16 protein-coding genes are annotated in these 26,946 nt (G+C 57.1%); 3 read left to right on the top strand and 13 right to left on the bottom strand.

Annotation, left to right across the window (positions count from 1 at the left end):
• Window positions 1-51 precede the first annotated feature (51 nt).
• The 9 genes from AC6ROY_RS10200 to AC6ROY_RS10160 form a co-directional block, all read right to left on the bottom strand.
• Window positions 52-6,114: an immunoglobulin-like domain-containing protein gene (locus AC6ROY_RS10200; protein WP_500100233.1), complete on the bottom strand. Its 6,063-nt coding sequence runs from the start codon at window positions 6,112-6,114 to the stop codon at window positions 52-54.
• A gap of 23 nt (window positions 6,115-6,137) precedes the next feature.
• Window positions 6,138-7,919 carry an S-layer homology domain-containing protein gene (locus AC6ROY_RS10195; RefSeq protein ID WP_500100231.1) on the bottom strand — a complete coding sequence of 594 codons (1,782 nt, stop codon included), beginning with the start codon at window positions 7,917-7,919 and terminating at the stop codon, window positions 6,138-6,140.
• A gap of 195 nt (window positions 7,920-8,114) precedes the next feature.
• On the bottom strand, window positions 8,115-10,181 hold the full coding sequence (locus AC6ROY_RS10190) for a methyl-accepting chemotaxis protein (RefSeq protein WP_500100229.1): 2,067 nt from the start codon (window positions 10,179-10,181) through the stop codon (window positions 8,115-8,117).
• A 78-nt stretch (window positions 10,182-10,259) separates the two neighbouring features.
• On the bottom strand, window positions 10,260-10,502 hold the full coding sequence (locus AC6ROY_RS10185) for a hypothetical protein (RefSeq protein WP_500100228.1): 243 nt from the start codon (window positions 10,500-10,502) through the stop codon (window positions 10,260-10,262).
• 39 nt (window positions 10,503-10,541) lie between these two features.
• On the bottom strand, window positions 10,542-11,579 hold the full coding sequence (locus tag AC6ROY_RS10180) for an ABC transporter substrate-binding protein (RefSeq protein WP_500100227.1): 1,038 nt from the start codon (window positions 11,577-11,579) through the stop codon (window positions 10,542-10,544).
• 92 nt (window positions 11,580-11,671) lie between these two features.
• Window positions 11,672-12,634: a galactofuranose ABC transporter, permease protein YjfF gene (yjfF, locus tag AC6ROY_RS10175; protein ID WP_500100226.1), complete on the bottom strand. Its 963-nt coding sequence runs from the start codon at window positions 12,632-12,634 to the stop codon at window positions 11,672-11,674.
• Entirely contained in the window at window positions 12,627-13,661 is a 1,035-nt protein-coding gene (locus tag AC6ROY_RS10170; protein WP_500100224.1) for an ABC transporter permease, read from the bottom strand. Before AC6ROY_RS10170 ends, yjfF begins: the two co-directional genes overlap by 8 nt.
• 2 nt (window positions 13,662-13,663) lie before the next feature.
• Complete coding sequence (locus AC6ROY_RS10165) at window positions 13,664-15,178, bottom strand: sugar ABC transporter ATP-binding protein (RefSeq protein ID WP_500100223.1); 1,515 nt, start codon at window positions 15,176-15,178, stop codon at window positions 13,664-13,666.
• A 93-nt stretch (window positions 15,179-15,271) separates the two neighbouring features.
• On the bottom strand, window positions 15,272-16,315 hold the full coding sequence (locus AC6ROY_RS10160) for an ABC transporter substrate-binding protein (protein ID WP_500100222.1): 1,044 nt from the start codon (window positions 16,313-16,315) through the stop codon (window positions 15,272-15,274).
• Window positions 16,316-16,577: 262 nt separating this feature from the next.
• Between AC6ROY_RS10160 and AC6ROY_RS10155 the strand changes: the two genes are divergently transcribed.
• From AC6ROY_RS10155 to AC6ROY_RS10145, 3 genes are read left to right on the top strand one after another with little or no spacing between them, the layout of a single operon-like run.
• On the top strand, window positions 16,578-18,389 hold the full coding sequence (locus AC6ROY_RS10155; RefSeq protein ID WP_500100220.1) for a sensor histidine kinase: 1,812 nt from the start codon (window positions 16,578-16,580) through the stop codon (window positions 18,387-18,389).
• Complete coding sequence (locus AC6ROY_RS10150; protein ID WP_500100218.1) at window positions 18,386-20,113, top strand: response regulator transcription factor; 1,728 nt, start codon at window positions 18,386-18,388, stop codon at window positions 20,111-20,113. Before AC6ROY_RS10155 ends, AC6ROY_RS10150 begins: the two co-directional genes overlap by 4 nt.
• Complete coding sequence (locus AC6ROY_RS10145) at window positions 20,103-21,116, top strand: sugar ABC transporter substrate-binding protein (protein ID WP_500100217.1); 1,014 nt, start codon at window positions 20,103-20,105, stop codon at window positions 21,114-21,116. Before AC6ROY_RS10150 ends, AC6ROY_RS10145 begins: the two co-directional genes overlap by 11 nt.
• A gap of 287 nt (window positions 21,117-21,403) precedes the next feature.
• On the opposite strand, the gene AC6ROY_RS10140 is transcribed toward AC6ROY_RS10145, so the two are convergent.
• From AC6ROY_RS10140 to AC6ROY_RS10125, 4 genes are all read right to left on the bottom strand, one after another.
• Window positions 21,404-23,239, bottom strand: a complete 1,836-nt coding sequence (locus AC6ROY_RS10140; protein WP_500100216.1) for a DUF6382 domain-containing protein — start codon at window positions 23,237-23,239, stop codon at window positions 21,404-21,406.
• 72 nt (window positions 23,240-23,311) lie between these two features.
• Window positions 23,312-23,830, bottom strand: a complete 519-nt coding sequence (locus tag AC6ROY_RS10135) for an A24 family peptidase (protein ID WP_500100214.1) — start codon at window positions 23,828-23,830, stop codon at window positions 23,312-23,314.
• Window positions 23,831-23,834: 4 nt separating this feature from the next.
• The gene (locus AC6ROY_RS10130; RefSeq protein WP_500100212.1) at window positions 23,835-24,527 is read right to left on the bottom strand and encodes a TadE/TadG family type IV pilus assembly protein; all 693 of its coding nucleotides are present in this window, start codon (window positions 24,525-24,527) and stop codon (window positions 23,835-23,837) included.
• Between the two features lie 98 nt (window positions 24,528-24,625).
• Window positions 24,626-26,941, bottom strand: a complete 2,316-nt coding sequence (locus AC6ROY_RS10125) for a hypothetical protein (RefSeq protein ID WP_500100210.1) — start codon at window positions 26,939-26,941, stop codon at window positions 24,626-24,628.
• Window positions 26,942-26,946: the final 5 nt, after the last annotated feature.

Here is a 26,946-nt window from a genome sequence, read left to right as displayed (position 1 = left end):
GCGACTGCCCTTGGGCGGACGTTTACGTAGATTTACAGCTTACATCCGGACTTATTCGATAATCCATTTCGCCAAGGCCGACAGATCCGGCAAATCAAGCTTGCCGTCCTTGTTGATATCGTACAACGCCAGCTCAGACCAGTTTGCCTGCGCGGACGTTGCCCCGTAGTTGGCGGCCATGATCCCCAAATCGCCGATGCTGGCTGTCGTGTTCGCCGAGCCTCGGAACGTTTGCAGCGCGCTTCCGAGCTGCTCCGCTGCCGCTGCCAGCTGCTCCGGCGTCGGTGTCGGCTGGCCTGCTGCCGTCTTGGCTTTGGCTACAGCCGCTTGCAGCGCATCCACCGCGGATTGCGGGTAATGGCCCCAGCGCGTCGGGCTGACCTTCGCCTCGCCCACAGCCTTCTCCGCCTGAGCGATCAGCTCAAGCAGCGTGCTCGAATCGGCCCCGCCTACGATCAGCTCCGCGACGGCGAGGAAAGCGCCATCCGCCGTAGCGGCACTGATGGAAGCCTTGCCTGCCGTCAGCGCAGTCACTTGACCGGCGGCATCGACGACCGCTACCTGCTCGTTGCTGCTGCTCCAGATGACAGCCTTATTGGAGGCGTTGGCCGGCGCTACGGCTGCAGTGAGCTGCTTGCGCTCCCCGGCCTTCAGCGTTGCCTGGGAAGCGTCCAGCGTGACGCCCGTCACACGCACTCCTTGGCCCGGAGCTTGCACACGCGGTACCGTCGTCAGCAGCTTCGCGTACTCCGTCTGCGTCACGGGAATAACTGTACCGTGGCGCGGCTTCGACGGAAGCTGGTAATTAGCGGACATCGTCCATTCGCCGCCAGCGAGATTTGTCGTCTCAAACGGCACATATCCGCGACCGCCAAATTCGTCAATAAACAAATACCATTTGTTTTCCACATTGGATTTGAAAATCGTCGGACCTTCCCCTGCGCCCAGTGAGCCCTTGCCGATTCCTTCCTTGATCATCGTGAAGTTCGGGGCAAGCACCGAGTCGCCGACCTCCTGGAACAAAAACTTTCCGTTAGGCGAGGACGTCGTGTTATTTCGCTCATCCTTCGTAATCCGATAAATTTTCCCTTCATGCTCGATCATGGTCGTATCAATAATCGAATAGCCGTAGTCCATGTACACCGCAGGCTGCGAGAAGGTATGGAAATCACGCGTCGTCACATAAATCATCTGCTGGTAGCCATTGCCGGTTCTTGTAGCGTCCGCAAACATCTTGGATGCCCAGAAGACGACATATTCACCGCGCTGCTTGTCGTAAATGACCTCAGGAGCCCATGTATTGCCCGCTTCAGGCGGCGAAACCTCAGCCATCCGCTGCTCCGACCAGTTGACCAGATCCGTCGATTCCCACACCATAATCGAGCGGCTTCCGCTCTGCTGCGCCCGGCCCCAGTTGCCATTGCCGTAAATTTTGAGATCGGTGGCGATCAGGTAAAATTTATCCCCTTCCGGCGAGCGGATGATAAACGGATCGCGCAGCCCCGCTTCACCCAAATTGGAGGTGATCGCCGGATTGCCGCCGTTCAGCTCCTGCCAGCGCAGCGGATCATTGCCCTGGCTCAGTGCAAAGTAAATTTGCTCGCCGTTCGCTGTCCCTTCCCCGGTGAAATAGGTGAACGCATAGCCCTGGTACGATTCGGCCTTCGGCAGCTCGCGCACCGTCGCCGTGAAGCCCTTCGTCAGCGAAACCTGATTCAGCGTCAGCGTAGCCGTCAGCTTCACCTGCTTGTCGCCGCTGCCGTTTGCCGGTCTGGATACGACTCCGCTGGCCGTAATGACGCCCGGCTGCTCGGAAGTCCACGTAATGGTCGAGCCGTTCGCCCCGGAGCCCGGCAGCGTCAAATTGCCGCGCACATCGTGAACATTATGCACGGACAGCGCCTGGGCATCCCACAGCACCGCATCCGAATCCTTAGGCTTGCGCGCGACGACGACCGTAAACGTCTTGTCGATCGTGCGTGTCCCGTCGCTCAAGGTCGCCGTCAGCACAACCGTCCGGTCTCCTTGCTCGTACGCCGGACGCGTCACGACCCCTTGGCTCGTAATGACCGCTTCGTCCTGCGACTTCCACGTAATCGCTGCTCCGTCCTTGACCGCAGGCAGCGCAAGCTTCGTCTTGATGCTGTCCTTGCTTGAATTTGCTCCGATGAAATCCGCATAATCCAGCTTATTGGCCGCCTGGGCCAGCAGCAGCTCGTTCAGCTTGCCGATTTTGGCGTCAGCCGCCTGCTTGAGCGTACTGACCTGAGCGCTCGTGAGCGCGCCGTTGTACACCTGGAAATCGGCGATCATGCCGCCAAAATACGGGTCGGTTCCGTAGAACGAACGTCCAAGATACCCGCTGCGTCCGGTTCCGTTATGAATTTGCGCCAGCGTGTACCCTTTGGTCGAGCCGCTGCCGACCTCCACGCCATCCAGGTAATACGTAATTTTCTGCTCGCTGCCTGAAACGACGGCTGTCACAAGCTTCCATTCATTGGTCTTCAAAGCTGCGGTTGCGTCAGCGCCCGCTTCATTATTCCAGCTCGTGACCCCAAGTCCGGTCCGGGTGATCCCGCTGCCGCCTCGCGGCGTCACGAACAAATATTTGTTGCTGTCCTGCCCGAGCGCAACGATCCATTCATTCGTATTGGCGCCCTTCCAGTTGACCAGCGAGGAGACGGTAACGTCCGTTAAGCCGTTCAGCACGCCTGCCGGAATTTCGACATAAGAGCTGGTCGTTCCGCCGCCAAAACTCAGCGCGCCGACTTCCCCATGCTGCAGCAGCGCTGCGTTGCCCGGATTGACCCAAGTGCCGTTGAACGAGCCCTTCGAATCCTTGAGGGTCGTTCCTTCCACATTTTTCATATCGTAATGCAAAATCAGATTCGCCTGCGTCGGCTCGGTAACGTCCGGCGGCGGCACCGTTTCATCGGCCAACGCCGCAACATCCGCTGCGCCCAGCGCCCGATTGTAAATCCGGAAATCGTCGATTTTCCCGTCGAACAAGCTATGCGCTGAGTTCCACGACTTCCCGATATAGTTGAGCGACGTGTTCAGCAGCATTCTCGGCTCAACATTGAAGGTCGAGCTTCTGGCGGCTTCTACGCCGTCCACATACAAAATCGCGTCAAATCCATCCAGCGTAATCGCCACATGATGCCACGCCTTCGCATCCGGTGTTTTACTGCGCAGCGCATATTTGTAATCGGAAGCAAGCGTCGAGGCTTCATTGGCAAACTTCTCGGTGAACGGCGTCACCAATGCGTACTCCAGACTGCCCGTATCGCCCTGCGTGCTGACATACATCGTATTCCGATTCACCGCGCGGCCTGTCGGCGAGGAGAAATCGAGCAGCCGCTGGTTCGCTTTGTTCAGATCCGCCTTGAACCAGGTGGAAAGCGTCATCTTCTCCAGGTTCAGCTTTTGGATCAAATTTTGCGGCAGCTCCACATAGCCGGTCGAGCCGTCCAGCTCCACCGAAGCGCCGGCTTTACCTACCTTATCCTCGGTTTTAAGCTGCGCGCCGCCCTTCAATTGAGCATCGTAGCCATTGCCCGATACGTCCTTGACCGTCGTGCCGCTCACATCCTGCGTGTCGAACGTATAGTGAACGACAGGAGCGTCCGATGATGCAGGTCCTGCAACGCCATACTTCGTTTGCAGCGCCGCGTATTCCGCGCTTGTAATCGGGATAACCGTGCCGTGGCGCGGGCCCGGAGGCAGCGCATAGGAGGAAGCTGGCAGCAGGTTGTTTTTGAACTGCTCCCCGTCATCCAGATTCGTCGATACCCGGACGTGATACGGCCATGAATCGAGGAACATATACCATTTGTTTTCGTGCAAATCCTTGAAGACAGTCGGCCCTTCATTATTGCCTGCATGACCGATCAAGCCCTGGTTGCCATTGCGAGTCCCGGCGATCGGCTCGAACTGGAAGCCGTTATCGGCAATGCCGTCCTTGTCGTAGAAAATGCTGCTCGCCTTCTCGTAATACAGGCGGAAGTTGATCTCCGATTTGGTAAAGCGATAAATCGAGCCGTTATGCTGGATCGTCGTCGTATCAATCGTCGGGAACGCCTCGTCGATATACACCTTCGGCTCGGAGAACGTGTAGAAGTCCCGCGTCGTCGCGTAATACATGACGTTATACTGCCCGGACGGACGGCCGTTTGCGTATTTGCCGTACGTGTCCTCCTTTTTCATGGAAGACGCCCAGAACACGACATACTCGCCGGTCTGCTCGTCGTAGAACGCTTCCGGAGCCCACGTATTGCCGCCCTTCTTCGGAGCTACCTCGACCATCCGCTGCTCGCTCCAGTTGACGAGGTCATCCGACTCCCAGATCATCATGTAGTGGCTGCCTGTAATTTGCGCCTGATCAAAATTAGTGCTTTCGCCCATCTTCAAATCGGTCGCCAGCAAGTAAAATTTGTCGCCCTCCGGCGAACGGATGATAAACGGATCGCGGATGCCTTTCTCGCCGAGCGTCGATTTCAGCACCGATTTGCCGTTGTTCAAGGCTCTCCATTTCAACGGGTCCTGCGCTGTAGCGAAGGAGATTTCCTCCCCGCCTTCATACTCTCCTGTAAAATAAGCGAAGAAATAAGCGTCGTACGTCAGCGGACCCGTCGTCTTCTTGACCGTCAGCTCGAACGTCTTTTGCGCGGAAGCGCTTCCCTTCGTCGCCTTCGCCGTCAACGTGACGACCGTGTCGGCAGCCGGACGAACCACCTTGCCGAGCCGCGACGCCTGTCCTGCGGCCTCCGTCGTGCCGTACACAATGGCCGGGTGGCTGGACGTCCACGTAATGGCGGTGCCATTGGCTCCCGCAGACGGCAACCGGACGTTCCCCTTGATGTTACTCATATTCGGAATTGTCAGCTTGGATACATCGAACTGGGTCACGCTTTCATCGGAAAACTCCTTGAGCACCGTGACCGGGAACACCTTCTGCGCCGTCAAGCCCTCGTACGACAGGCTGGCCGTCAGCTCCAGGTCGGCGTCGGGCTCGCTGATCGCAGGCCGCGTCACTTTGCCGTTATTGGCCAGCACCGTCGGCTTGCTGGAGTTCCAGGTTACAGCGACGCCGTTCGCGAGACTCGATGGCAGTGTCAAGTTTTTCGTCACCTGACGCGCGCTTGCGTCGCCTGCTCCCAAATAAGCCTGCAGCTCAAGGGAGCCCTTCGCATGGTCGATCGTCAGCTGCTGCAGCTTCGGAATCGCAGCGGACGCTTCGGTATACAGGGCGGCGACCTCCTGCTCGTTGAACGCCCGGTTATAGAAGCGGAAGTCGGAAACCTTGCCCTTCAGATACGGGTCGTTCTGGAAGATGGATTTGCCGATAAATCCCGAGAAGCCGGCGCTCGCGTCGATCAGCTCGGACAGCTTCGTGCCCTTGGCCGCGCCAGACGTTACCTTGGCCCCGTCCACATAAATCGTAATCGTGTTGCTTGCCTCGGAAAACGTGACCGTAACAAGCTTCCACTTGCCCGGCGGCAGCGTAGACGGTCCCGTCACCAGCGCTTCATTGCGCCAGCCTGCCTTGGAAATGCCGGCCGCGATCGGTCTTGTCGAATTATTGACGCCGTGGCGCGGAGTTGCGAAAAAATATTTGTTGCCGGTCTCAATATTGCTGTGAACCATCCCGAAGCCAAAAATCCAGCGGTTCTCGCCGTCATCGTCCCAATTGACCAGGGTAGATACCGTCGCTTCGTTCAACCCGGTGAGCACGTCGGCTCCGCTCCGGCTTTTCGGAATTTCGATGTACGCGCTGTTGGCGGCGGTAGCCCCGCCGTTGAAGCCCGCGAAGCCAACCTCCGCATTGCTTACCAACTGACCGTTGGCGGCGTTTTTCAGCTTGCCGTCGAATTGCGCGTTGCCGGAGACGTCCTTGATGCTAATTTCCCCGGCGGCCGTCGCCGTCGTCTTCATGTCGTAGCGGAGCACCAGCGCAGCGCTTGCATAGACGGCCTCATACACGGATTGGGTCACCGACCCGTCTGAGCCTGCCCCGGTATCCTGACCGGCCGCATAGGATATGCGTGGCGTAATGCCCGCGAGGCTGCCCAAAGCGACGAGCAAAGCTAATAACAGATGAACATATCGTCTCATAACGCCCTCCTGATGTTGGAATGTTATTGCTTCTCGTGAATGCGGTACAGCATGGCTGCCGCCTGCGCCCGGGTCGACGAGCCTTGCGGGGCGAAGAGGCCGTCGCTTACGCCGTTGACAATGCCCGCTTGCTGCAGCACGGATACCGCTTGCGACGCATAAGCCGCAATCGCCGCTTCATCCTCGAACTTGACCGGCGCGCCCGTCGTTTTCCACTCGATGCCGAGCAGCTTCGCCGTCCGATGCATCATCACAGCCATATCCTGTCTGCTGATCCGATCGTTGACGCCAAATGTCCCGTCCGCCTTTCCTTCCACAATTCCGAGCTTTTGAGCCGACGCAACCGGACCGTAATACCACGCTTGGCTGTCTACGTCCGCCAGGGAGCTTGCGGCGCCAGCGTCGGAGAGATCGAACAGATTGACGAGCATGGTAACAAATTGCGCCCGGGTAATCGCTCCGTTCGGGTCGAACAAGCCGCCGCCGATTCCGTGAACCGCATCCCGCGCCGCCAGCGCCTCGATGTACGGGCCAGCCCAGTCCGCGTCCGCCAGGTCGGCAAAGGATACTTGGGCATAACCCGGAGCGTACTTGCTGAAATGCAGCGGGCTGAAGGTCAGCGTGCCGTCCGCCGCATTATATTTGCTGCTTTTCACGACTTGCAGACTGCCGTCTTCCGCAATGTAGTAGACGATCGCTTTGCCCGGAGCCTGGCCGGCCTGCAGCGTGTACGGTACTTTGACCGTGATTTGCTTTCTGTCAAAGGTGCGCTGGCTTTTTCCATCCACCGCCAGCTCAAAGTCGTAGATAACCGGGCTGTCGCCCAGCTGCTCCCTAACTTCCTGAGGCAAGCCGGACGGGTCGACCTGCGAGACGGACAACTGGAGGCTGGACGATGCCGCATTTTCCGGCCCGAGCAAGTCCCGCTGCAACGAAACGGTCGCAAGACCCGTTTGAATCTCGATTGTACGAACATGCTGCGCCTGCGTAGTCCGAAGCTGCTCCGTCGGCACATCGACGAGTACCCGCTTCGTTCCCGCTTCCGGCCGCACCTCAATGGTCAGCATACCCTGCTGCGCCTGCTCAATCGCCGTTTGCAGCTTGCCCGCGTCAACCTTCGCCTGAGCTGTGCCGCTTGCATCCGGCGCAGCCGTCAGCTCCACCTTGGCCGTGGACGGCGCTGACGGCTGGCTTCCCGGCTGGCCAGTGCCTGTGCCCGTACCTGCGCCGCTGCCAGGAGCGCCTGTGCCCGGCTCTCCGGAACTTCCGCCGTCCGTGCCTCCGCCCGAATCGGTCGGCTTCGGCTGAATGACAAGCGCCGCTTGTACCTTGGGCGCATAGTCGCTCCATGTATCGCTGGACTGCCCAATCTTGATCTGTTCGAGCGTCAGTGTGTCTGACCCTGACTTTTTGGACTTCAGGCGAATGGTGCCGAGCGACACGTTTCCGCTTTCTCCGGCAGCCCGGCCAAGCTTGGTGAAAATCACCCGCAGATGACCGCTGCTCCACAGCTCCGGATTCACGCTCGCCCCGAAGCCGACAAGCTCCGGCTGAAACCGGATCGACGCAGCGGGATCACTCGTTTCCCACAGGTCGGGGTTAAAGGCAACATTCAGCTCAAAGGCGAATACATCCTGCACATGCTGCGCCGTCACCTCCACCTTCACCTCGTCTCCGACGACCGGACGGTCATTGGAGAGCAGTAAGCGAAAGGACGGGCTGTCGTCCGCTGCAACGCTCGCAGACGGCGACCAGACGCAAGATAGAAGCACAAGCAGGCTGAGTAACACTAATCTGGATTTCAATTAAACCAACTCCCTTTTTTATCGTCTGGCGAGAATGCGCTTCATGGAGTTAAGTATAAAACGCTTACAGCGCAATTCAAACGGAGTAACCTCTCCACTTTCTTGGAATATTTTTAGCTTCCGCGCGCGGCCTCTGCCAATGGTTTGTTTTTTTATTGCGTTTGTCATCTTTTTTTGTCCGCCTTTGTCCCGCAATCAGGCAATCTGGAAGCGGCTCACATGTTCCTCCAGCTGCTGGGAAATCTCATTCATGCAGTGGGACAGATCCATCAGCTGCTGGCCGATCACATACTGCGCGCCGGACAGCAGGGTGGTTTGCTCCGCAGCTGCCAAGGATTGCTGTGCAACGGCCGTCACGTCTCCCATCGTTCGGCCTAGCGCATACTGCACGCCGTCCAGTTGGGCCAACGCCTCCGTAACAGCCCCTGATTTCCGCAAAAGCTCACCCATCTGCTGCTCAATATGGGCGAACACATGACGCACGTCATGAACCTCCCGAATCACATCCTGGAAAAAAGGAATGACCTGCTTCATCGCCACAACGGTTGCTTCCACTTCTTCCTGTATAGCCGTGGTCAATAGACCGACTTGCCCGATGGAGGCATGGGAACGGTCAGCAAGCAAACGGACCTCATCGGAAATCACCTTGAAGCCGGCTCCCTGCAGTCCGGCCCTGGACGCTTCAATGGAAGCGTTCAGCGACAAAATTTTCGTCTGCTTCGCCAAATCCGTCATAAGCTTGAGAAAGGTTTCGATGGAGTAAGCCCGCTCCTGGAGCTGCACAATGTTGTCCGCCAAGCCTTCGAAATACGCTTCCGTGCTCGCCGTTTTGCGCATCAGCCGTTCGACGGCGTCACCCCCTTGCCCGCACGCCCGGTCAACCTCACGCGCAGAGCCGGCCGTTTCGTCCTGCAGCGCCACGGCCTCGGATAACCGGCTTGCGATGCGAGCCGTTTGCGTAAGGCCTTCCTCCGAGCTTTGAGCCAGATAAGACGACCCGCGGGCGATATGATCGGTCGCTGAACGAATTTCCTGAACGGATGACGCCGTTTCCCCGGCTGCCTCCAGCATCCGGCTGCTAGACCCGGCTACCTCCAGCACCGAGCCGCGAACCTCCCTGATGAGCCGCCCGATGCTATCCATCATCTGGTTGTAAGCGCCGCCGACCTGACCGATCTCGTCCTGTCGGCCGTCAAGCGGAAGCCGACCCGTCAAATTGCCGTTTGCCGCCTCTCTCATCAGCTCCTGCATGCGCGCTAACGGCCTGCCGGTCAGCCAGACGATCCACAGGCCGATAACCAGCGCGATCAGCATATTGCCGAAAATAAACGCATACGTCGTCGTTTGAATGCGCAGCACCGAGCCGGTCAGCTCCGACAAGGGAGCCGCGCCCGCCAGCGTCCAGCCGCTTACATCCGATCGGCGGAACGCCGCCAGCCACTCGCCGTCCGGGCTGTCCGGCAAAATCAGGCTGCCGGAAGGCTGCTCCGCGATGGCGGCCAGCACCCGCTGAGCGATGGTCTGGCCGGCCGCGCCAACGATCGGCTCGCCCGCCGGCGACAGCAGCGCCGTTTGCCCATGCTCGCTCAGCTCCAGTCCGCCGGTCATCCGCTCCAGCACCGTTGCCTCGACCTGGACGAGCAGCACGAAATCATCGGAGCCAACGTTGCTTTTGCCGAGCAGTCTGCCGAAGGCAAACAAGGGCTTGGGCGATTCCATCGCATACCCGCTGGCAGCGACGGGCAACCAAACCGCTTTGCCTCCCGCCTGGCGGATCGTCTCCATCCAGGCCTGCCCGCTCTGCGGCTTGACTCCCTCGCGTTCGGTGCTGATCGGATTCGGATGCAGCGCGTCCTCCAAAGGGAACAAGGTAATATTGCGGATGTCCGGGTCCGACAACGCCACCTGATCCATCATCCCTTGCAGCTCCGCGACCCGCTTGCTTCGCTCATCCTCACGCAAGCTGTCATTGGACAGGTGAAACAAATTTTCGGTAAAGCTGCTGTTATGAATCAATTGATTGGACAGCTCAATGTAAAACTGCTGCTTCATATCCAGCTTCTCGCCCGCAAGGATGATCGAATCGCGCGAGCTTTGCTTCATCTGTCCGATCATCGCCTCTTTGGCCGTTTCGTACGCATACAGCCCGAGCGAGGCTGCGGACAAGCTGACGAATGAAAAAAAAATAACAAACAATTTGGTTCCTAACGACCGGCTGGGCTTGCGAAGCAGCATGCGCAGCAATTGCGTAGCTTCCTTCATCGGGTGTTCCCCCTACGTCTTCGGTTAATGCCAGAGCGGGCTTGTCGATCGTTTCCGCCAAATGAAAGCGATTCCAATTCAAGGTATATTCAACATTTCCTTGCTGCCTGTCCGCTGATCGGCCACGAGCACAAGCACGTGACTCGCTTCAAGCGCGTACGCCGTAAACGAAATGTTGTCGTCCTCGGACAAATGGTGCTCCTGCAGCAGCCGGTTTTTCAAGCTGGCCACAAGCCCTTTCGCATTGTGGGCGTTGACCGGCTCCCATACCATACAGGCATGCTTCTCCCTTATTTCTGCGAGCTTTTCTTCCAGCGTCATGATGCTTCAGCCTCCCTGAACTCCGTTTCAATCTCCATGCTAATAAGATCGGTTATTAACCTCCTCGACAGCCGTCACCTCGGTGAACACCGTCTCCCGGGTCACGATCCGCTTGGGCAGCGAACGGCCCTCCATCACTTCCTTCACAGCCTGCATCAAATTAGGCCCGAGCAGCGGGCTGCACTCCACAACCAAATTCAGCTTCCCCTCGATCAGCTTCTCCAGCGCGTGGCGCGTACCGTCCACCGATACGATCACGATATCCTTTCCGGGCTGCAGCCCGTATTGCTCAATCGCTTCAATAGCCCCGATCGCCATATCGTCATTGTGACTGAATACGAGACGAATATCGCGGCCGTGAGCTTCCAAAAATTGCTTCATGACTTCTCTCCCGCGACGGGGCGTAAAGTCGGCATAAGCGCTTTCCAGAATGACTAAATCATGTCTCGCCCGAATAATATCGCGGAAGCCGTTGCCCCGGCCAATCGAAGGCGTCGCCCCCTCCGTCCCCTTCAGCTCCACGATACCTGTCGGCTTCGGGCCTTCCAGCATTTTGTCCAGCGCATACTTGCCCGCCTTGCGGCCTTCCTCGTAAAAGTCCGAGCCGATAAAGGTGACGTATAGCGACGAGTCCGACATTTCCATCAAGCGATCCACGATAATGACCGGAATTCCGGCCCGCTTGACCTCCTCCAAAATCGACTCCCACCCCTGCTCAATCACAGGCGCAATGGCAATGACATCGACCTTCTGCTTGATAAACGAACGAATCGCTTCAAACTGCTTTTCCTGAGACTGCTCTGCATTCTCAAACAGCAGCGTAACGCCCGCCTCCTGCGCCGCCTCCTGAATGGAGCGCGTATTTGCAAGACGCCATGTGCTTTCCGTGCCCAATTGGGAAAAGCCAAGCACAATCGGCCGGCCGTTCCCCGCTGTATCGGACGCCGTTTGGGGGAGCGTTTCTTCAGCCCGTTCACGGGGCCGGTCCGCTTTCTGCTGCACCGCCGATTCACAGCCCGCCAGCAAGCCGAGCAAGCAAAGCAACAGAAGCATCGCAACTTTTAACCGCTTTCTCACCGATAACACCTGCCTTCGTAGACATTGTAACCGATCGTCGGCGGAAAGCAAAAGAAGCAATAAGTCGGTCGCTTACCGCTCCTTTCGCTTGCTTAGCCCCGTTGCGCCCAGCGGCGCTCGCTCAGCACCTTTTGCAGTACAATAAACAGGAACAGCAGGAAGCCAATTACAATTTTTGTCCACCAGGAGCTGAGTGTGCCCTCAAAGCTGATGATCGTCTGAATGATGCCTTGAATCATGACGCCGAAGAAGGTGCCTGCGATATAACCGACGCCCCCGGTCAGCAAGGTGCCTCCGATGACGACCGCCGCAATCGCGTCCAGCTCCATGCCCATCGCATGCAAGCCGTAGCCGGACAGCATGTAGAACGTAAATACAACGCCGGCCAGCGCGGAGCAAAAGCCGCTGAACGTATACACCATAATTTTCGTGCGGCCAACCGGCAGACCCATCAGCAATGCGGATTGCTCGCTGCCGCCCAGCGCATAGGTGTTGCGGCCGAAGCGAGTGTAGTGAGCGATATACAGGGCAGCCAGCACCACGAGCAGCGCAATAATGACGCTAATCGAGACGAAGTTGCCGCCCGGCAGCTGGACCTTCGTTTGCGCGATGCTGGTGTAGAAGGGGTTGTCAATCGTAATTGTATTGATGCTGATCACATAACAGAGCCCGCGAGCCAGAAACATGCCAGCCAACGTCACGATAAACGGCTGAATGTTAAAATGATGAATGATCGCTCCCATCACCGTTCCGAACGCCGCCCCCATCAGCAGCACAAGCGGAATGACGACCAGCGGCGGCCAACCGGCCTGCACGAGACTGGCAGAAACCATCGTCACCAGCGCAATCATCGAGCCGACCGACAAGTCAATGCCTCCGGACACGATGACGAAGGTCATCCCGGCCGCTACGATGAACAGAAACGCATTGTCAATCAGCAAGTTTAAAAAGACCTGGGCCGAGAAAAAACCGGTGTAGCGGAAGGAGCCGACTGCCACCATCAAAATAAATAACCCGATTGTCACCACAATGGGAATATACTGCCGTTTAAGCATGCTGCTTCACCTCCTGCTGATCGGCCGCTTGGACACGGCTGCGCTTGCGATTCATGATGGCTGTGCGGAATTGCTCCGATTGAATGAGACAAACCGCAAGTACGACAAACGCCTTGACCACGAGCGTAATTTCCGGCGGCACGCCGATCATATAAATGGTCGTCGTCAGCGTCTGGATGATCAACGCGCCGATCAGCGTCCCGGTCAAATAAAACCGGCCGCCGTTCAGCGACGTGCCTCCGATGACAACGGCCAAAATCGCATCCAGCTCGTACCATAAGCCCGCATTGTTGCCGTCCGCGCTCGACACGTTCGAGCTTAAAATCAGCCCGGCGATCCCTGCGCACAGCCCGCAAAACATGTACACAAACAGCATGACCGTTCTCGACCGAATGCCGGCCAGACGGCTTGCCGTTGGCTTGCAGCCGACCGATTCGATAAACAGGCCGAGCGCCGTTTTGCGGGTCAGCAGCACAGCGGCGATAAACACGGCAGCCACGATAAAAACAGAGAACGGAAGCGTCGCCGCCGAGCCTGCCCCGATAAATTTGAACGGCGAGCTGGATACGGTAATAATCTGACCGTTTGTGATCAGCTGCGCAATGCCGCGACCGGCTACCATCAAAATCAAGGTGGCGATAATCGGCTGAATGCCGACGCCTGCAACCAGAGCGCCGTTCCAGACGCCAAGCAGGATGGACAGCAGCAGTGCGGCCCCCACGGCCATAAACACAAGACTGATTGCATCCTGGTTACTTCCTTTGCTGAGGATCAGACACGATATCGCTCCCGCAATCGACACGACGGAGCCAACGGACAAGTCGATCCCCTTGGTGGCGATTACCAGCGTCATCCCAATGGCCACCAGCATTAACGGCGCCCCGAAATTCAGGATGTCGATCAAGCTTCCATACAGATGACCGTCCCTCATCTTGATGGAAAAAAAGTCCGGTGAATAAATCAAGTTAAATAACAGCAACGCGCCCAATATCGCCAAAGGCCAAAACAAGTGGTGCTTCAGCATCATTCTCATCCTCCCGCAATCGCCTGCATGACATGGCTTTGACTCATCTCGTCTCCGGACATCTCCTTCACCTTCCTGCGGTCCCGCAGAACCGCGATCCGGTCGCTAACCCGCAGCACTTCCTCCAGCTCGGAGGAAATAAACAGCACCGACATTCCTTTTTGCGCCAAGGACAGCACCAGCTTCTGAATCTCGGCCTTCGCGCCGATATCAATGCCTCTCGTCGGTTCGTCCAGAATGAGCAGCTGCGGCTCTGTCAGCAGCCAGCGCGCCAGCAGCACCTTTTGCTGATTGCCTCCGCTCAGGTTTTTGATCAGATGCTCAGGATTCGGCGGATTGATATTCAGCGCCTTGATATACGTATCCGCGATTTCATCCTGCCGCTTGCGCGAAATCGTCTTGAACAGGCCCTGCGAGGCCTGCAAGGCGAGAATCATATTTTCCCTGACGGTCAGATCGTCGATAATGCCTTCCGTCTTCCGGTTCTCGGAGCAAAAGGCGATGCCGTGGTCGACCGCCTGTCGCGGGGTCTGAATCGTCGCTTTGGCGCCCGCCAGCTTGAATTCCCCGGTATCCGCGCGGTCTGCCGCAAAAATCAGCCGTGCCAGCTCGGTGCGCCCGGAACCGAGCAGTCCGGCCAGGCCGACGATTTCCCCTTTGCCAATCGACAAGTCGATCGGCTCGATCGTTCCTTTTTTACCAAGGGCTACCGCCTCCAGCAGCAGCTCCTTCCGGGCCTTGACGCCGCCGGACGATTTCGGAAGCTCCTCCAGCAGATGCAGCTCCTTGCCGATCATTTTGGACACCAGCTCTATGCGGGGCAGCTCCTTGGCCTTATATTCCCCTATAAATTCTCCGTTGCGAAGAATGGTTATTCGATCCGAAATTTCATAGACCTGATCCAGAAAGTGAGTAACAAACAGAATCGCCATACCCTCCTGCTTCAGCCTGCTCATCACCGCAAACAGCTGCATGACTTCTCCGCGGTCGAGACTGGAGGTCGGTTCGTCCAGGATCAGCACCTTGGCCGAAATATTGACCGCCCTCGCGATGGCGATCAACTGCTGAACAGCGACCGAATAAGCATTCAACGGCTGTGTCACATCAATATCAAGATTCATGCGTTTTTTCAGCAGCAGCTGCGCTTCCTGATTCATTTTCTTCCATAAAATACGGCCGAAACGACGCGGCTCGCGGCCGATGAACATATTTTCGGCGACCGACAAATTGGGACACAAGTTCACTTCCTGGTACACCGTGCTGATGCCTGCGGATTGAGCATCCTGCGGACTATGAATATGAATCGGCTTCCGGTCCAGAACGACACTGCCCTGATCAATCGGATGAACGCCGGTCAGCACCTTGATCAAGGTCGATTTTCCGGCGCCGTTTTCGCCCATCAGGGCGTGTACTTCCCCAGGAAACATTCGAAAGCTTACGTTCGAGAGCGCCTTGACTCCCGGAAACTGTTTGTGGATTCCCGACATCTGCAGAATCGGTTGATTGGCGTTCACGGTCATGTCTCTCCCTCCATGCGGAAGCCGCTCCGATCCCGCGCAGGTTCAGGAGCGGCTTCCCTTCTGTATATCATGCTAAATACGAGAGGCTAACGTTTAGTATTGGCGGTTCGGCAGCTCGCGCTTCGCGTCCTCCGATGTGAACACGCCCTCTTTGGTCACGATGCGCTTCGGCACTTCTTTACCGGCAACGACATCCTTCACAGCCTGCATCAGTTGAGGTCCGAGCAGCGGGTTACACTCGACGATAAAGTTGATTTTTCCTTCGCTGGCCGCTACAAAGCCGTCCTTGACGCCGTCAACCGAGATGATAATAATGTCTTTCCCCGGCTTCAGACCGGCCGCTTCGATCGCCTGAATCGCGCCGAGCGCCATGTCGTCGTTATGGGCGTACAGCACATCAATATCTTTGTGCGCTTTCAGGAACGCCTGCATAACTTCTTTACCTTTGGCGCGTGTAAAGTCGCCCGTCTGCGAAGCGATTACTTTCAGGTTCGTGTTCGACTTGATAATTTCCTCGAAGCCCGCTTTGCGGTCATTGGCCGGGGCGGAGCCTGTCGTTCCTTGCAATTCAACAATGTTGACGGTTTCCTTCGCATCCTTATATTTGTCAGTCAGCCATTTGCCGGCGCGACGGCCCTCCTCGACGAAGTCCGAGCCGATAAAGGTCGCATACAAGGATGTATCCTTCGAATCAACGGCACGGTCGGTCAAAATGACCGGGATTTTCGCATCCTTCGCTTCCTTCAGCACCGTATCCCAGCCGGACTCTACAACCGGCGAGAAGGCGATGACGTCAACCTTTTGCTGGATATAGGTACGGATCGCTTTGATCTGGTTTTCCTGCTTCTGCTGCGCGTCGGAGAACTTCAAGTCGAAGCCCGCTTCCTTCGCCGAATCCTGAACCGACTTCGTATTGGCCGTTCTCCAGCCGCTCTCCGCTCCGACCTGGGAAAAGCCGAGCGTAATTTTTTTGTCGGCCGCTGGAGCCGGTTTCGACTCGCTGGCCTTCTCGGCCGGCGCCGCTCCGCTTGTGCCGCTTGCTCCGCTTGTACCTGTTGCCCCTCCGTTACCGCAAGCGCTTGCGAGCAGCATCACCATCGCCGCTGCCACCATCATCCCCAGTTTCTTCTGCTTCATGTCTGTTCCTCCCTTTCATTCACCTTTTCGTGTCGGTGTAAGCTGATTATAAGCGGATCGGAAAAACAGTTATACGGAGTTTTATGGTCGCGTTTTTATAAATTTTTGGGTGAAATCAAGCAAACGTTCGTTTTTTTGCAAAAACTTTGTGTTATTTTATCCGATGATTGCGTTTTCATCTACGTTGGTACATAATCAATTCACAGATCATCCAATTTAGAAGCCATGACATGATCATGATATGGAAAGGAAATGAATACGCATGAACCTGTTCGGACGCATTTCCTCCAGCCTGAGAGCCAAGCTGCTGACCATGTTTGTGGTCTTCACCTGTCTCCCCTTAATGATCGTAGGGCTTGTTTCTTATCAGAAATCATTCGATACCGTGCTGCGCAACAGCAAAGCGGACAAAATGATTGTCGCCGAGCAGATGGCGAGAAATATGGACGCGTTGTTCGAGGATACAGGCAAGCTGCTGGAGCTGGAAAAAAATCCGCATGTGCTGAAATTCCTTTTCTCGCAAAATAGCGATACGTACGAGGAGGCCAAGGATGTGCTGCGGACAATGGATTCGTACCGGCAAACGTACCAGTATGAAAACGTCCTGAACATTACGATGATCAATTTGTACGGCCGTGGGATCAGCGAGCGCAAGGGCGTATTTCAGCTGGATCGCAACCCGCTGCGCAATCCCCACTTTGCGCATTTGCTGCAGCATCCGAACGCGGTGCTGAATCTTCCCTCGTCATCCTCCAGGCTGGCTCCGCTGGACGGCTTTCATTATGAAGGCAATGTCATCTCGATCATGGCGACAGTGAAGCAGCGAATTACGCATGAGGTGATCGGATTTATGGTCATTGACCTCGACGACAACATCGTCAAGCCCTTTGTCGATCATGCCTCCATCGGCGAGAGCGGCTTTTTCTTTGTTGTCGACGCGGAAGGAGCCCCCATCTTTGTCCCCTCGCATCAGGAGGGGCAAGAGCTGTTTCCGAAGACGCTGCATTTGCTACAGGAGCTGCAGGCGTCGGACAACGGCTATATCCTGAATACGGGCGGCAAGCCGATCTTCCTGTTCACCGCCGCCTCCGACAAAACCGGCTGGAGCATTGTCGGCAGCGTTCCGCTGCAGGAAATTGTCCGGGAAGCCAATTCAATCCGGCAATTGATCATTGTCAGCGTGGCGCTCAGCATCGTGTTTGCGATTACGCTGCATTTCTTCGTCTCCGCCCGGCTGACCCGGCCGCTGCATGTGCTCAAAAACAAAATGCAGCATGCCGCCTCCGGCTTTTTCGAAGCCAAGGTAACCCCGGACGGCCGCGATGAAATTGCCGATTTGGGCAGAAGCTTCAATACGATGCTTGATCAAATTCGCACGCTGCTGCAGCGGAGCATCGAGGAGCAGCAGCAGATCAAAAAAGCGGAGCTGCGCGCGCTCCAGGCGCAAATCAATCCGCATTTTTTGTATAACACGCTGGAGTCCATCATCTGGATGGCCGAAGCGAACAAAAAGGATCAGGTCATTCAGCTCGTCATGTCCTTATCCAAGCTGTTCCGAATCAGTTTGAGCAAAGGACGGGACTGGATCACGATCGACAAGGAGCTGGAGCATCTGCAAAGCTACCTGACGATCCAGCAAATGCGGTATCGGGATATTTTGACGTACGACATTTCCGTCGAGGAGCGGTTTACAAGCTTTCCCATTCTGAAAATGACCCTGCAGCCCATCGTTGAAAACGCGATTTATCACGGAATTAAAAACAAGCGGGGACAAGGTCGAATCTCCATCCGCTGCTATACCGACGATAACCAGATCATTACCTGGGTAGTCGAGGATAACGGCGTCGGCATGCCGGAAAGCCGGCTTGAGCAGGTTCGGCGCGCATTGTGCGAATCCCATCCTCCCGAGGAAACAGGCAATGAAGTATCGGGCGGCTTCGGCCTGCACAATGTGCATCAGCGGATACGGTTATATTACGGAGAGCTTTACGGGGTTCAGGTGGAAAGCAGGCCTCAGGAAGGCACGACAGTCACGATACGCATTCCGATGAAAACCGAGGTGAGGTTCAAATGAAAAAGGTGCTGCTCGTCGACGATGAAATTTTGATTCGGGAAATGGTGCGTGATTGCATTCGTTGGGAGGAAGAAGGGTTTCTGTACTGCGGAGACGCTCAGGACGGGGAAATCGCGCTGCCGATGATCGAGGAATTGCGCCCCGATATTATCATTACGGATATTATGATGCCCTTCATGAACGGGCTGGAGCTCAGCTCGGTTGTTCGCAGCCGTTATCCTGACGTGAAAATCATCATTTTAAGCGGTCACGAGGATTTCGAATATGCCCGGGCTGCGCTGCGCATGGGGGTCAGCGACTATTGCCTGAAGCCGATCCGGGCCCGCGATCTCATCGAGCTGCTGCGCAAAGCCAGCGATTCGATCGACAAGGAACGCGATATGCAGGCCGCTATCGACAAGCTGAAGCAGTCCGAGCTGGAGAAGGTACAGCTGACCCGTGAGAAGCTGCTGAATGATCTGTGCGGCGGATTTATGTCAACAGCCGAAGCTCTTCATTTGAGCGCCTCGTTGTCCCTCCAGCTGCAGGCGCGGTTTTATGTTGCTGTGGTTGCAGATGTCCGGTATCCGGAGCCTTCGGCGCCTCCGCAGCCTTTGACGCAGCCGGACGCTGCGGACGGTACACCGGCGGAAACCGCGCTCCTGCGCAAGCTTCAGCAGCTGCTTGATACTACCGGCAGCTCAGAGGCGGAAAGCACGCTTGCCTATAAGCTCCAGCAGTTGCTTAATCGTTCCGACCAGCTGGCCTTCAAGCGAAGCCGGTCCGAAACCGCCTGGCTGCTGCAAGGAAATTCGCTGGAGCAGCTCAAGGAGGAGTTGGAGCTGTATAAGGAACTGCAAGCGCTGACGGCCAAGCCGGACCCCCACATGTCAGTAACCGCATCCGTTGGCATCGGCAGCGTCCAGGATCGGCTGCAAGGGGTTCATCTTTCCTTCCTGGAAGCCGTCGAGGATATGCACTGGCGGAGGCTGTCCCGGCAAAACCTGCTTACTTTGCAGGAATCAGCCTCGGCGTCGATGGAGCACTATGTGTTCCTGGACCGCAGCAAATTTGTGGATTTTCTGAAAGTCGGCTCCCCTGCCCAGCTGCAGACATTTGTGCAAGGCTATGTGCTGACGCTCAAGGACGTGAACTGGTCCTCCTCTCCGATCGGCTACTACATCCTGAACGACCTGACCTTGGAAGTGTTCCGTTCTGCGAAGGACATGTACCGTCACCGGGAAGCTCCCGAGGAAGCGCTGCATCTGCTGCAGCAGGTGCTTCGCTCAGTCCGCTCCCTGCAGGAGGCAACCGATTATTTGCTGCAGCTGACGAACCAGTTCTGGACCTGGCGAAATCAAACGAACGACAAATATGGCGAAATGCTGCTCAAGGTGCAGGATTATATCCAAGCCCACTATGACAAGGACACAATTTCGCTGCAGGATGCGGCGGACTTTGTGAAGGTAAGCCCGAGTCATCTGAGCAAAGTGTTCAGTCAAGAAATGAACCGCACCTTCGTTGAATATTTGACCCATGTCCGCATACGGAAAGCGATGGAGCTGCTCAAAACGACTTCGGCCAAATCGTATGAGGTCGCCTATAACGTCGGTTATCATGACGCCCATTATTTTTCGAACCTGTTCAAGCGCATAACCGGCATGACGACCCGCGAATTCAAGAAACACGGGAATATGGAGGACGTTCTCTCCCAGATGGAGGGAGGCGGAGCCAATGACGCCTAGACCAGCCAGGACGGTCATCAGACTGCTGCTTGTGTTGCTTGTGTTGCTTGTGCTGCTGACGGCAGGCTGCAAGAACGCCCCCGTTCCGGAGGAAGCCGCCTTCCCCCGAACGCCGAACGCCGCTGCGCCAGCCGGAGACAAGGACAAGGAAGCGCTTCGGCCGCTGACCTTCGGCATTTTATATCCGCTGGCACATCCGTTTTATGAAATGATCACTCAAACAATGGAGGCCCAGGCCGCCCCGCAGGCCGTCAGCCTCGTCGTCAAAGCTCCGGACGAGGTCAATCTGGAGCAGCAAATGCGGATGATGGAGATGATGATCAAGCAAAAGGTGGACGGCATTGCGATCAGTCCGATTGACCCGGAGGCGCTGACGCCCCTGATTGATAAAGCTGTCGAGGCCGGCATCCCCGTCATTTGCTTCGAAACCGATGCGCCGTCAAGCCTGCGGCTTGCCTACATCGGCGCCGACCCTGAAGCGAAGGGCAAGCTGATGGGCGAAATTATCGATCGAAAATTAAAAGGCAAAGGGATGATCATCATCGAAAGCGGGCTTTCCAACTCCGCTCACAAAAACCGCGAGCTGCAGTCGATTCTCGGCTATTTGAAATCCAACAGCAGCAGCGTGCAAGTGCTGGAGGTTCGGCACCACGAAGGCCAGGCTGAGCGCGCGCTGACCGATCTGGAGCAGATGATCGACGCCCACCCTCACTTTGACGCGCTGGTTACTCTGGATATCGTCTCCAGCTCCACTTCGATTCTTGTCTGGAAGGCGCAAGGGCTAAAGCGAAACCTGCTTACGTTGGGGATGACTCCGGAGGTGAAGAAAGCACTCGAAAACGGCCAGATCACCTCGGTCATCTCCGAGAACGAGCAGCATTGGGGCAAGCTCCTGGTGGATAGCCTGCTCCTCGCTTCCAGCTCGAAGCATGTCCCTGTCCATGTGGACACCGGACTTCGCGAAGTGACGGCCGCAGAGCTCAAGCTTACGGGAGGACCTTGAAGGCTCGCAGACCGTCCAAATGGCTTCTAAACGGATTCGTAAGCGGGTTGTAGGCAGGCTTGTAAGCGGGCTCGTAAGCGAACCCCAGGCTGCTCCCTGTGAGGGGCAGCTTGAGGTGGCGTGCAGATGCCCCCGCTAAGGCTGGCTTTCTTCCCCTCCAGCTTGTCGTGCTGTATGCATTCGCTGACGATCTGCGAATTGACAGCCTGTTCCAGCCTGTGTAAGCCTCATGTGCAAGCAATGTTTTTCCAGGCGCGTCTGCTCGCTATACGACGTTGCAACACCGCTCACTCCCCGCTCCGGTACGTAAACTCAGTTGTGACAATGGCAATCAGGTCGCCGTCGCTCAATCGACGCGCCTGGTATGGAACCAGCAGTTCCCCGTTGACGCGAGTGCCGTTGCTGGAGCCGAGATCCTTGATCATCACCCCTTCCTGCTCACGGATCAACTCGGCGTGCAAACGAGACACTCCTGCTTCCTCCAGCACATAATCTACGTCAGCACCTTGTCTGCCGATCAGAAAGCTCGCTTTGGCAAGCGTAATTTTATTGAATACTCCGGCCCGATACGTCTCCAGGCACTCCTCGCCCTTGGCCCCCTTGCTACCCGACAACTGCGCCGGGGACAGCACAACTGTCCGGGCAGGCTGACGCAGCAAGGTTGTCCGCCCGTCCAAATCACCCGACTGCAGCGTCTGCGCTGCTGCTCCGGACAAGCCGACGCTTTCCAAAAACGAACGGCCATCCCCGCTCCAGTCCGGTTGGTTACGCGACGGCGCAACCGGCGGCAGCCGGCCGGTTCCGGCTCTTGTTGTTGGCCGTTGATCGGCATACGACTGATTCGGGGACCCGACGCGGATACCTCCGACAAACCCCGGCTGCTGCGTGAACAACGATTGGCCCGCATATGCTTGCGCCGTCGTCCCTGCGCTGACGCCCCCGGCAAACCCGTTCGGCTCCATGTTCCCTTGCTGTCCCGACTCACTCAACATTTGTCCGTCGTCCCGCAGCTGCTTCGGTTCTGCTCCACGTGTCATACGCTGCAGCATTCCCATCCCAATCCCCACGATGACAACCGAGCCACCAGCACATAAGTACAGCAGTTGTTCTTCAGGACGATCGGCATACAGCTTCCACAGCAAGCTTAATGTCATGATCATCCCCAGCACGACAAGCAGCCGCGGGGAGCGTGCTTTGCCGCCCCTGCCAGCCCCTCCAAACGCCCCTCGCAGTCCGCCGCCGCTAACAACACCGCCCGCTTCGACCCCATGCCCCGTGAAATGGCGGCCCCATCCATCGGGGCCTGCCACTTGACCCGGCTGCTCCGGCTCCGGCAACTCCCATGCCCGGTAAGCCGCCGCTTCGACAGCTTCCGTAGTAGAGCTCCCCGCTGCTGGCTCCACTTGGCTCACCTGGCCTGATAACGGAAAACGGTTTCCTCTGATGATGGGATCGGAGAACGCTGCCTGACCGCTGCGCTGGTAATCCGCTGCAGCAGCCCGCAATCCGGCTGACGCTTCTGACCGGTCGCCAGGACTGGACAGCTTTTCCAGCTGTCGATGAATCAACTGCTTCAGCTCAGGCAAATGAAACGTCTCCTCCTGCATTAGCCGCAGCACCTCCGGGTAACCCTCCCCCCGAAGCTCACGAACCCGCTGCAGCCATCTGGTTGCCAGCAGCTGCAAGTCGGCGGCAACGCTGCTTTTGCCCTCCAGCTGTTTGACAGGCAAATAAGTAAAATAAAGCTGCTCCCGCCCTTCTCCGCAAAATATAAACTCCTCATGCAGCACAAACCGTTCCGGCTGGAGCATGTTCATGGCGCTGTCAGCCAGCACCTCAACCACCTGCAGCAGCAGCGAATAATATTGCTGCATCGTAATACGGTCCAGGCGCAGCGCCTGGGCCAGCATTCGTTTTCCGGATACATCGTAGTACAATGTACACTGTCCATCCCTGGCTCCCAGCTTCAGCTCCAGCAGCCTTGGAATGCGATTGGCCGTCAGCATCCGCAGCTGAAGCTCCGCTAATTCTTCCCGCTTGAGCCCGGCTTCAGCCGAGATCGCCAGCTCATGCCTGTATTGCCTGACAAATTCGACCTTGAGACCGTACAGCGTTTGCGCCAAGCTTCTTCACCCCGTTTCAGTTGCACCCTTTACCGGCGTACTGTCTGATCTCAGCCTGCTCAGAATTAAAGCTCATAAAATGTGCTGCCAAGCCAAAAAAGCATACACCGAGCCGGGAAGCACCGCCCACATAAACGGAAAACGGAGCCGTTCGTGCTCATCCACAGGCTTCGTCAGCACCTTTAAATCCCGGAACAGCCACAATCTCAGCAGCACGCCAAAGATCCCTTTAAACCGCCGTACCCGATCATGCCGCCAACTGAATACAGCCAACGCGATCAGCCCTGCGAAGCAAAGCGACACGGCCATCGCATACAACACGAACGCTGCACCAGTGACGGCCCCCAAAGCAGCAAACAGCTTCACATCGCCTGCCCCGACACCTTTGCAGACGTACAGCAGCAGCATCGGGATAAAACCAGCAAATAGCCCTGCCACAGACCCGGCCAGTCCTTCCCAGCCAAACGCCAAGGTATGGCCCGTCAGTCCCAGCGCAGCGCCGGTCGCCGTCAACCAATTCGGAATGATTCGCCTGCGTACATCCGTCACAAAAGCAACCGCCAGCAGCAAACCGACCGCCCACCATTCCATCCCGTTAGCCCCCAATCCAGGCACGCTCTCTGGCCTGCTTCCGCAGTACAATGGATCGCTTGTAAAACGGCAGCAGCAACGTGTATTCGTATTGCGCCTCTATGACCACATCAGCCGATGTTCCGTTGATCAGATCAGGGAGCTGCAGGTCTGTGACCTGAAACTTTTCCGGTCGCAGCACGCTGGAACCGGCAAGCTGAGCGATCACAGGCGTAGCGGCCGCTGCCGCTTTACGCCGCGCCGCCTGCTTCCAGGCCTCAGTCTGTTCGCCAGCCGCGGCTTCCATCCCGGTCCGGACATTTTTTTCCCATTCGACAAGCTGTAAAATCGGCTCCGGAATAAACCGGCCGTATTCCTGGGCAAAGGACTCGGCTTCCACCACTGCAGCCTGAGCACTCTTGCCTTGAGCGATGGCCTGATCCAGCCAACCTGCCGGGCCGCTGGCAGCCCAGCGCTGTCGAGCTTCCTGCACAAGCCGCTCTACCGGGTACATATCAGCGGCAATGACTTTAGCCGACTCGGACACTGCCGACTGCAGCGCCATGTCACACTGAGCCAGCCGAAGCATGGACACAAACAGCAGCAGCAGCGACACAAACAACGGCAGCACCAGCGCCGCCTCAAGCACGATGCCGCCCTCTTTCGACTGGATAAAGCCTGCATGGCCCCTGTTTACCGGCAGGCTTTCCGTAGACATACGACCTCTCCTTCCCTGCAAGATCCGCTCCCTCCCTTCCACCCGCTTCGCCATCACGCCACGCTGCCTCGCGTTTCCCCGCTCCCGTTAATCCTGCATTAATAGCGAAAATCCGCCGACTTCGTCACCAGGCAGCGCGACGCCTCTCGGCCGCAGCCCCCGAAGCCGTCCGCTCCCGTCCAGCGCAAAATACCGCTCATAAACCAAAACCGGAATGAACTGGTTGCCTGCGCTGAAGCGTACGTCGCAGCGGTGGACAGATCAATGGAGGTGTTATGATGGATCAGCGCCTGTATACGCGACAACAGCACGCTTTCTTGGCTATGCAGCAGTAAAAAAACGCGCAAATAGTCTCTGTAGTTCATCGTAATGCCCGGATTCAGCTTGCGCGACACCGCGACCTCCTCGCCGGCGACCAGACTAGACATGTCAAGCTGGGCCCGAATCGCCCCCTCGCTGACAGCAGCCAGCAGCACCAGCAGCGGAGAGCCGGCGGCAGCAAGCGCTTCGTTGCGCGACTCTGTCAGCGCTTCGGCCATACCAACCGCCAGCCGAAAGGCAAACATTTCCGCGTAAGCAAGCGATATATTTCCCGCGCAAGAATCCGCTCCATAAATTAAATATTCCACCTCCTGGTTCGTCAGCGGATGCTGCTCTGGCTGTGACAGCTCCTTGGAAACGTGCGGTGCGCCGGCTGCATCCATACCCAGACCAAGCGTCCGATAACTGAACTTGGTTACCGCATATTCATCTACATAAAATTCATCGCGGAGCTCCGTCAGCAAGTTTTCCAGACCGGCTGCCAGCTTGAGCGCGCCGAGCCCAGCCTGCTCGGCCTTGTCAAGCGGCACGGCCGGGATCGCCTCGCCTCCCGACGCTGCTGCATTCCGCTCCATATAGGTGCGAAACAGCCCCGCAGACGGAGGCGACAATTTCCGATTTCCCTCCAGCTGCTCATACATCGCAGCAAACGGATCGGCCCCGCCAGATAAGCTGCACGCCCCCAGCCCCTTCTTCACTTCATGCAATACAGCTTCTGCCTTGGAGCGCTGCTGACGCTGGGCTTCCCCGATCTTGCGCCTGCTCGCCTGCTGGCTCGTTACCGTCGGTGACATGCGGGCCGCTGTCGCTTCAATCGCACTTTGATAGCCATCCAGCGCCTGTAGCGTCGTGGCGGATTTTTGCTGCGTAAACCAGATGCCGTCATTCATCTGCGCGTCAAACCCTGCAAATTGGGCGACTGCCCCAACCACATCCGCCTGCCACGCATCCAGCTCCTGCCGACTGAGAATCTGGATACCGGCATACGTTTGCGTTTCGGTAGCGTTCAATAGCGAAGCTTCCCCACCGTCTCCGGCTCCGCGGATACGCGCCAGCTCCTGCTCAACGGCGGCATTGGATTCAACAGCCAGCCGATGACTCTGCTGAAACGATTGCAGCAACGACTGAAGCTGCGGCAGCTCGGCCTGTGTTTTCGTACGGATGACAAGCAGCAGCTCCGCATACCGGGCAAAGTTGCGCAGCAGCTCCTCGTAATCGCCCATCAGCTGCGCCGCCGCCTGGTATTCCATCTGTAGGCGCGATTTTGTTTCACTCAGCTGAACGAGGGCAGGAACGGCAGCTGTGCCCGCCTTGACCAGCGAGGCCATTGACGCATCCAGGCCGCGCAGCTGCTGCTCCAAGGCCTGGATTTGCGCTTTCGTCTGCTGAAGCGAAGCCTGCACATTTTCCAACGTATGTATCCCTATTTTCGCGCTAAGCGCATCCAGATCACGCAGCTGTGTACGGTAAAAGGGAGTACTATCCGCAGCCTGACGGCGCAGCTGCTCAAATTGCTGCCACGCTTCCTCCAGTCGGCTGTGCCGTTCCTCCAGCAGCTTCTCCAGCCGAACGGCCCGTTCTCCAAAGCGCTGCGTTTGCCCCAAATTAGCTGCGACTCCGTTTTTCTTCCACTTGTCCAGCAGCTCCAGCGAATAGCTGAGCGGTGCGCGATATTTCATTTCCTCCAAAATGTGCCGCTTCAAAATCGCATGATTGGACAGCGGGTACATCGCGGTGACACCAACAACGCCTGCCTCCGGCTCCAGCTTCTGCTCCATCCAGACAAATCGCTCCTCACCGTCAGAAACCGTCAAATTACGGGCTAGGGTGTCCGTGAGCCTTTTGTTGAGATCGGCGCCGCCGTCCGTTTCGAGCGCAAACAAACCGTACAGCTGCAAAGGCTTTGAAAAACCGGCCATCACAGACCGGACGCCCGCCTTCAGCGCCAGCTCAGCCTGCCGGTCGGCTGTTCGCCAGCGAAGCACATCAATCAGCAGCCCGAACAGCAGGAGCAGCGGCAGCAAAATAAGCATCAAATATACGGATACAGCCCCATCCTCACGCCGGAATCGGCTGGCTGGCCCCGAAGCCATGTGAA

The organism is Paenibacillus sp. sg306046 (genome assembly GCF_059821225.1).
The sequence above is the reverse complement of the archived record's forward strand: the minus strand, read 5'-3'. Positions and strand labels throughout refer to the sequence as shown.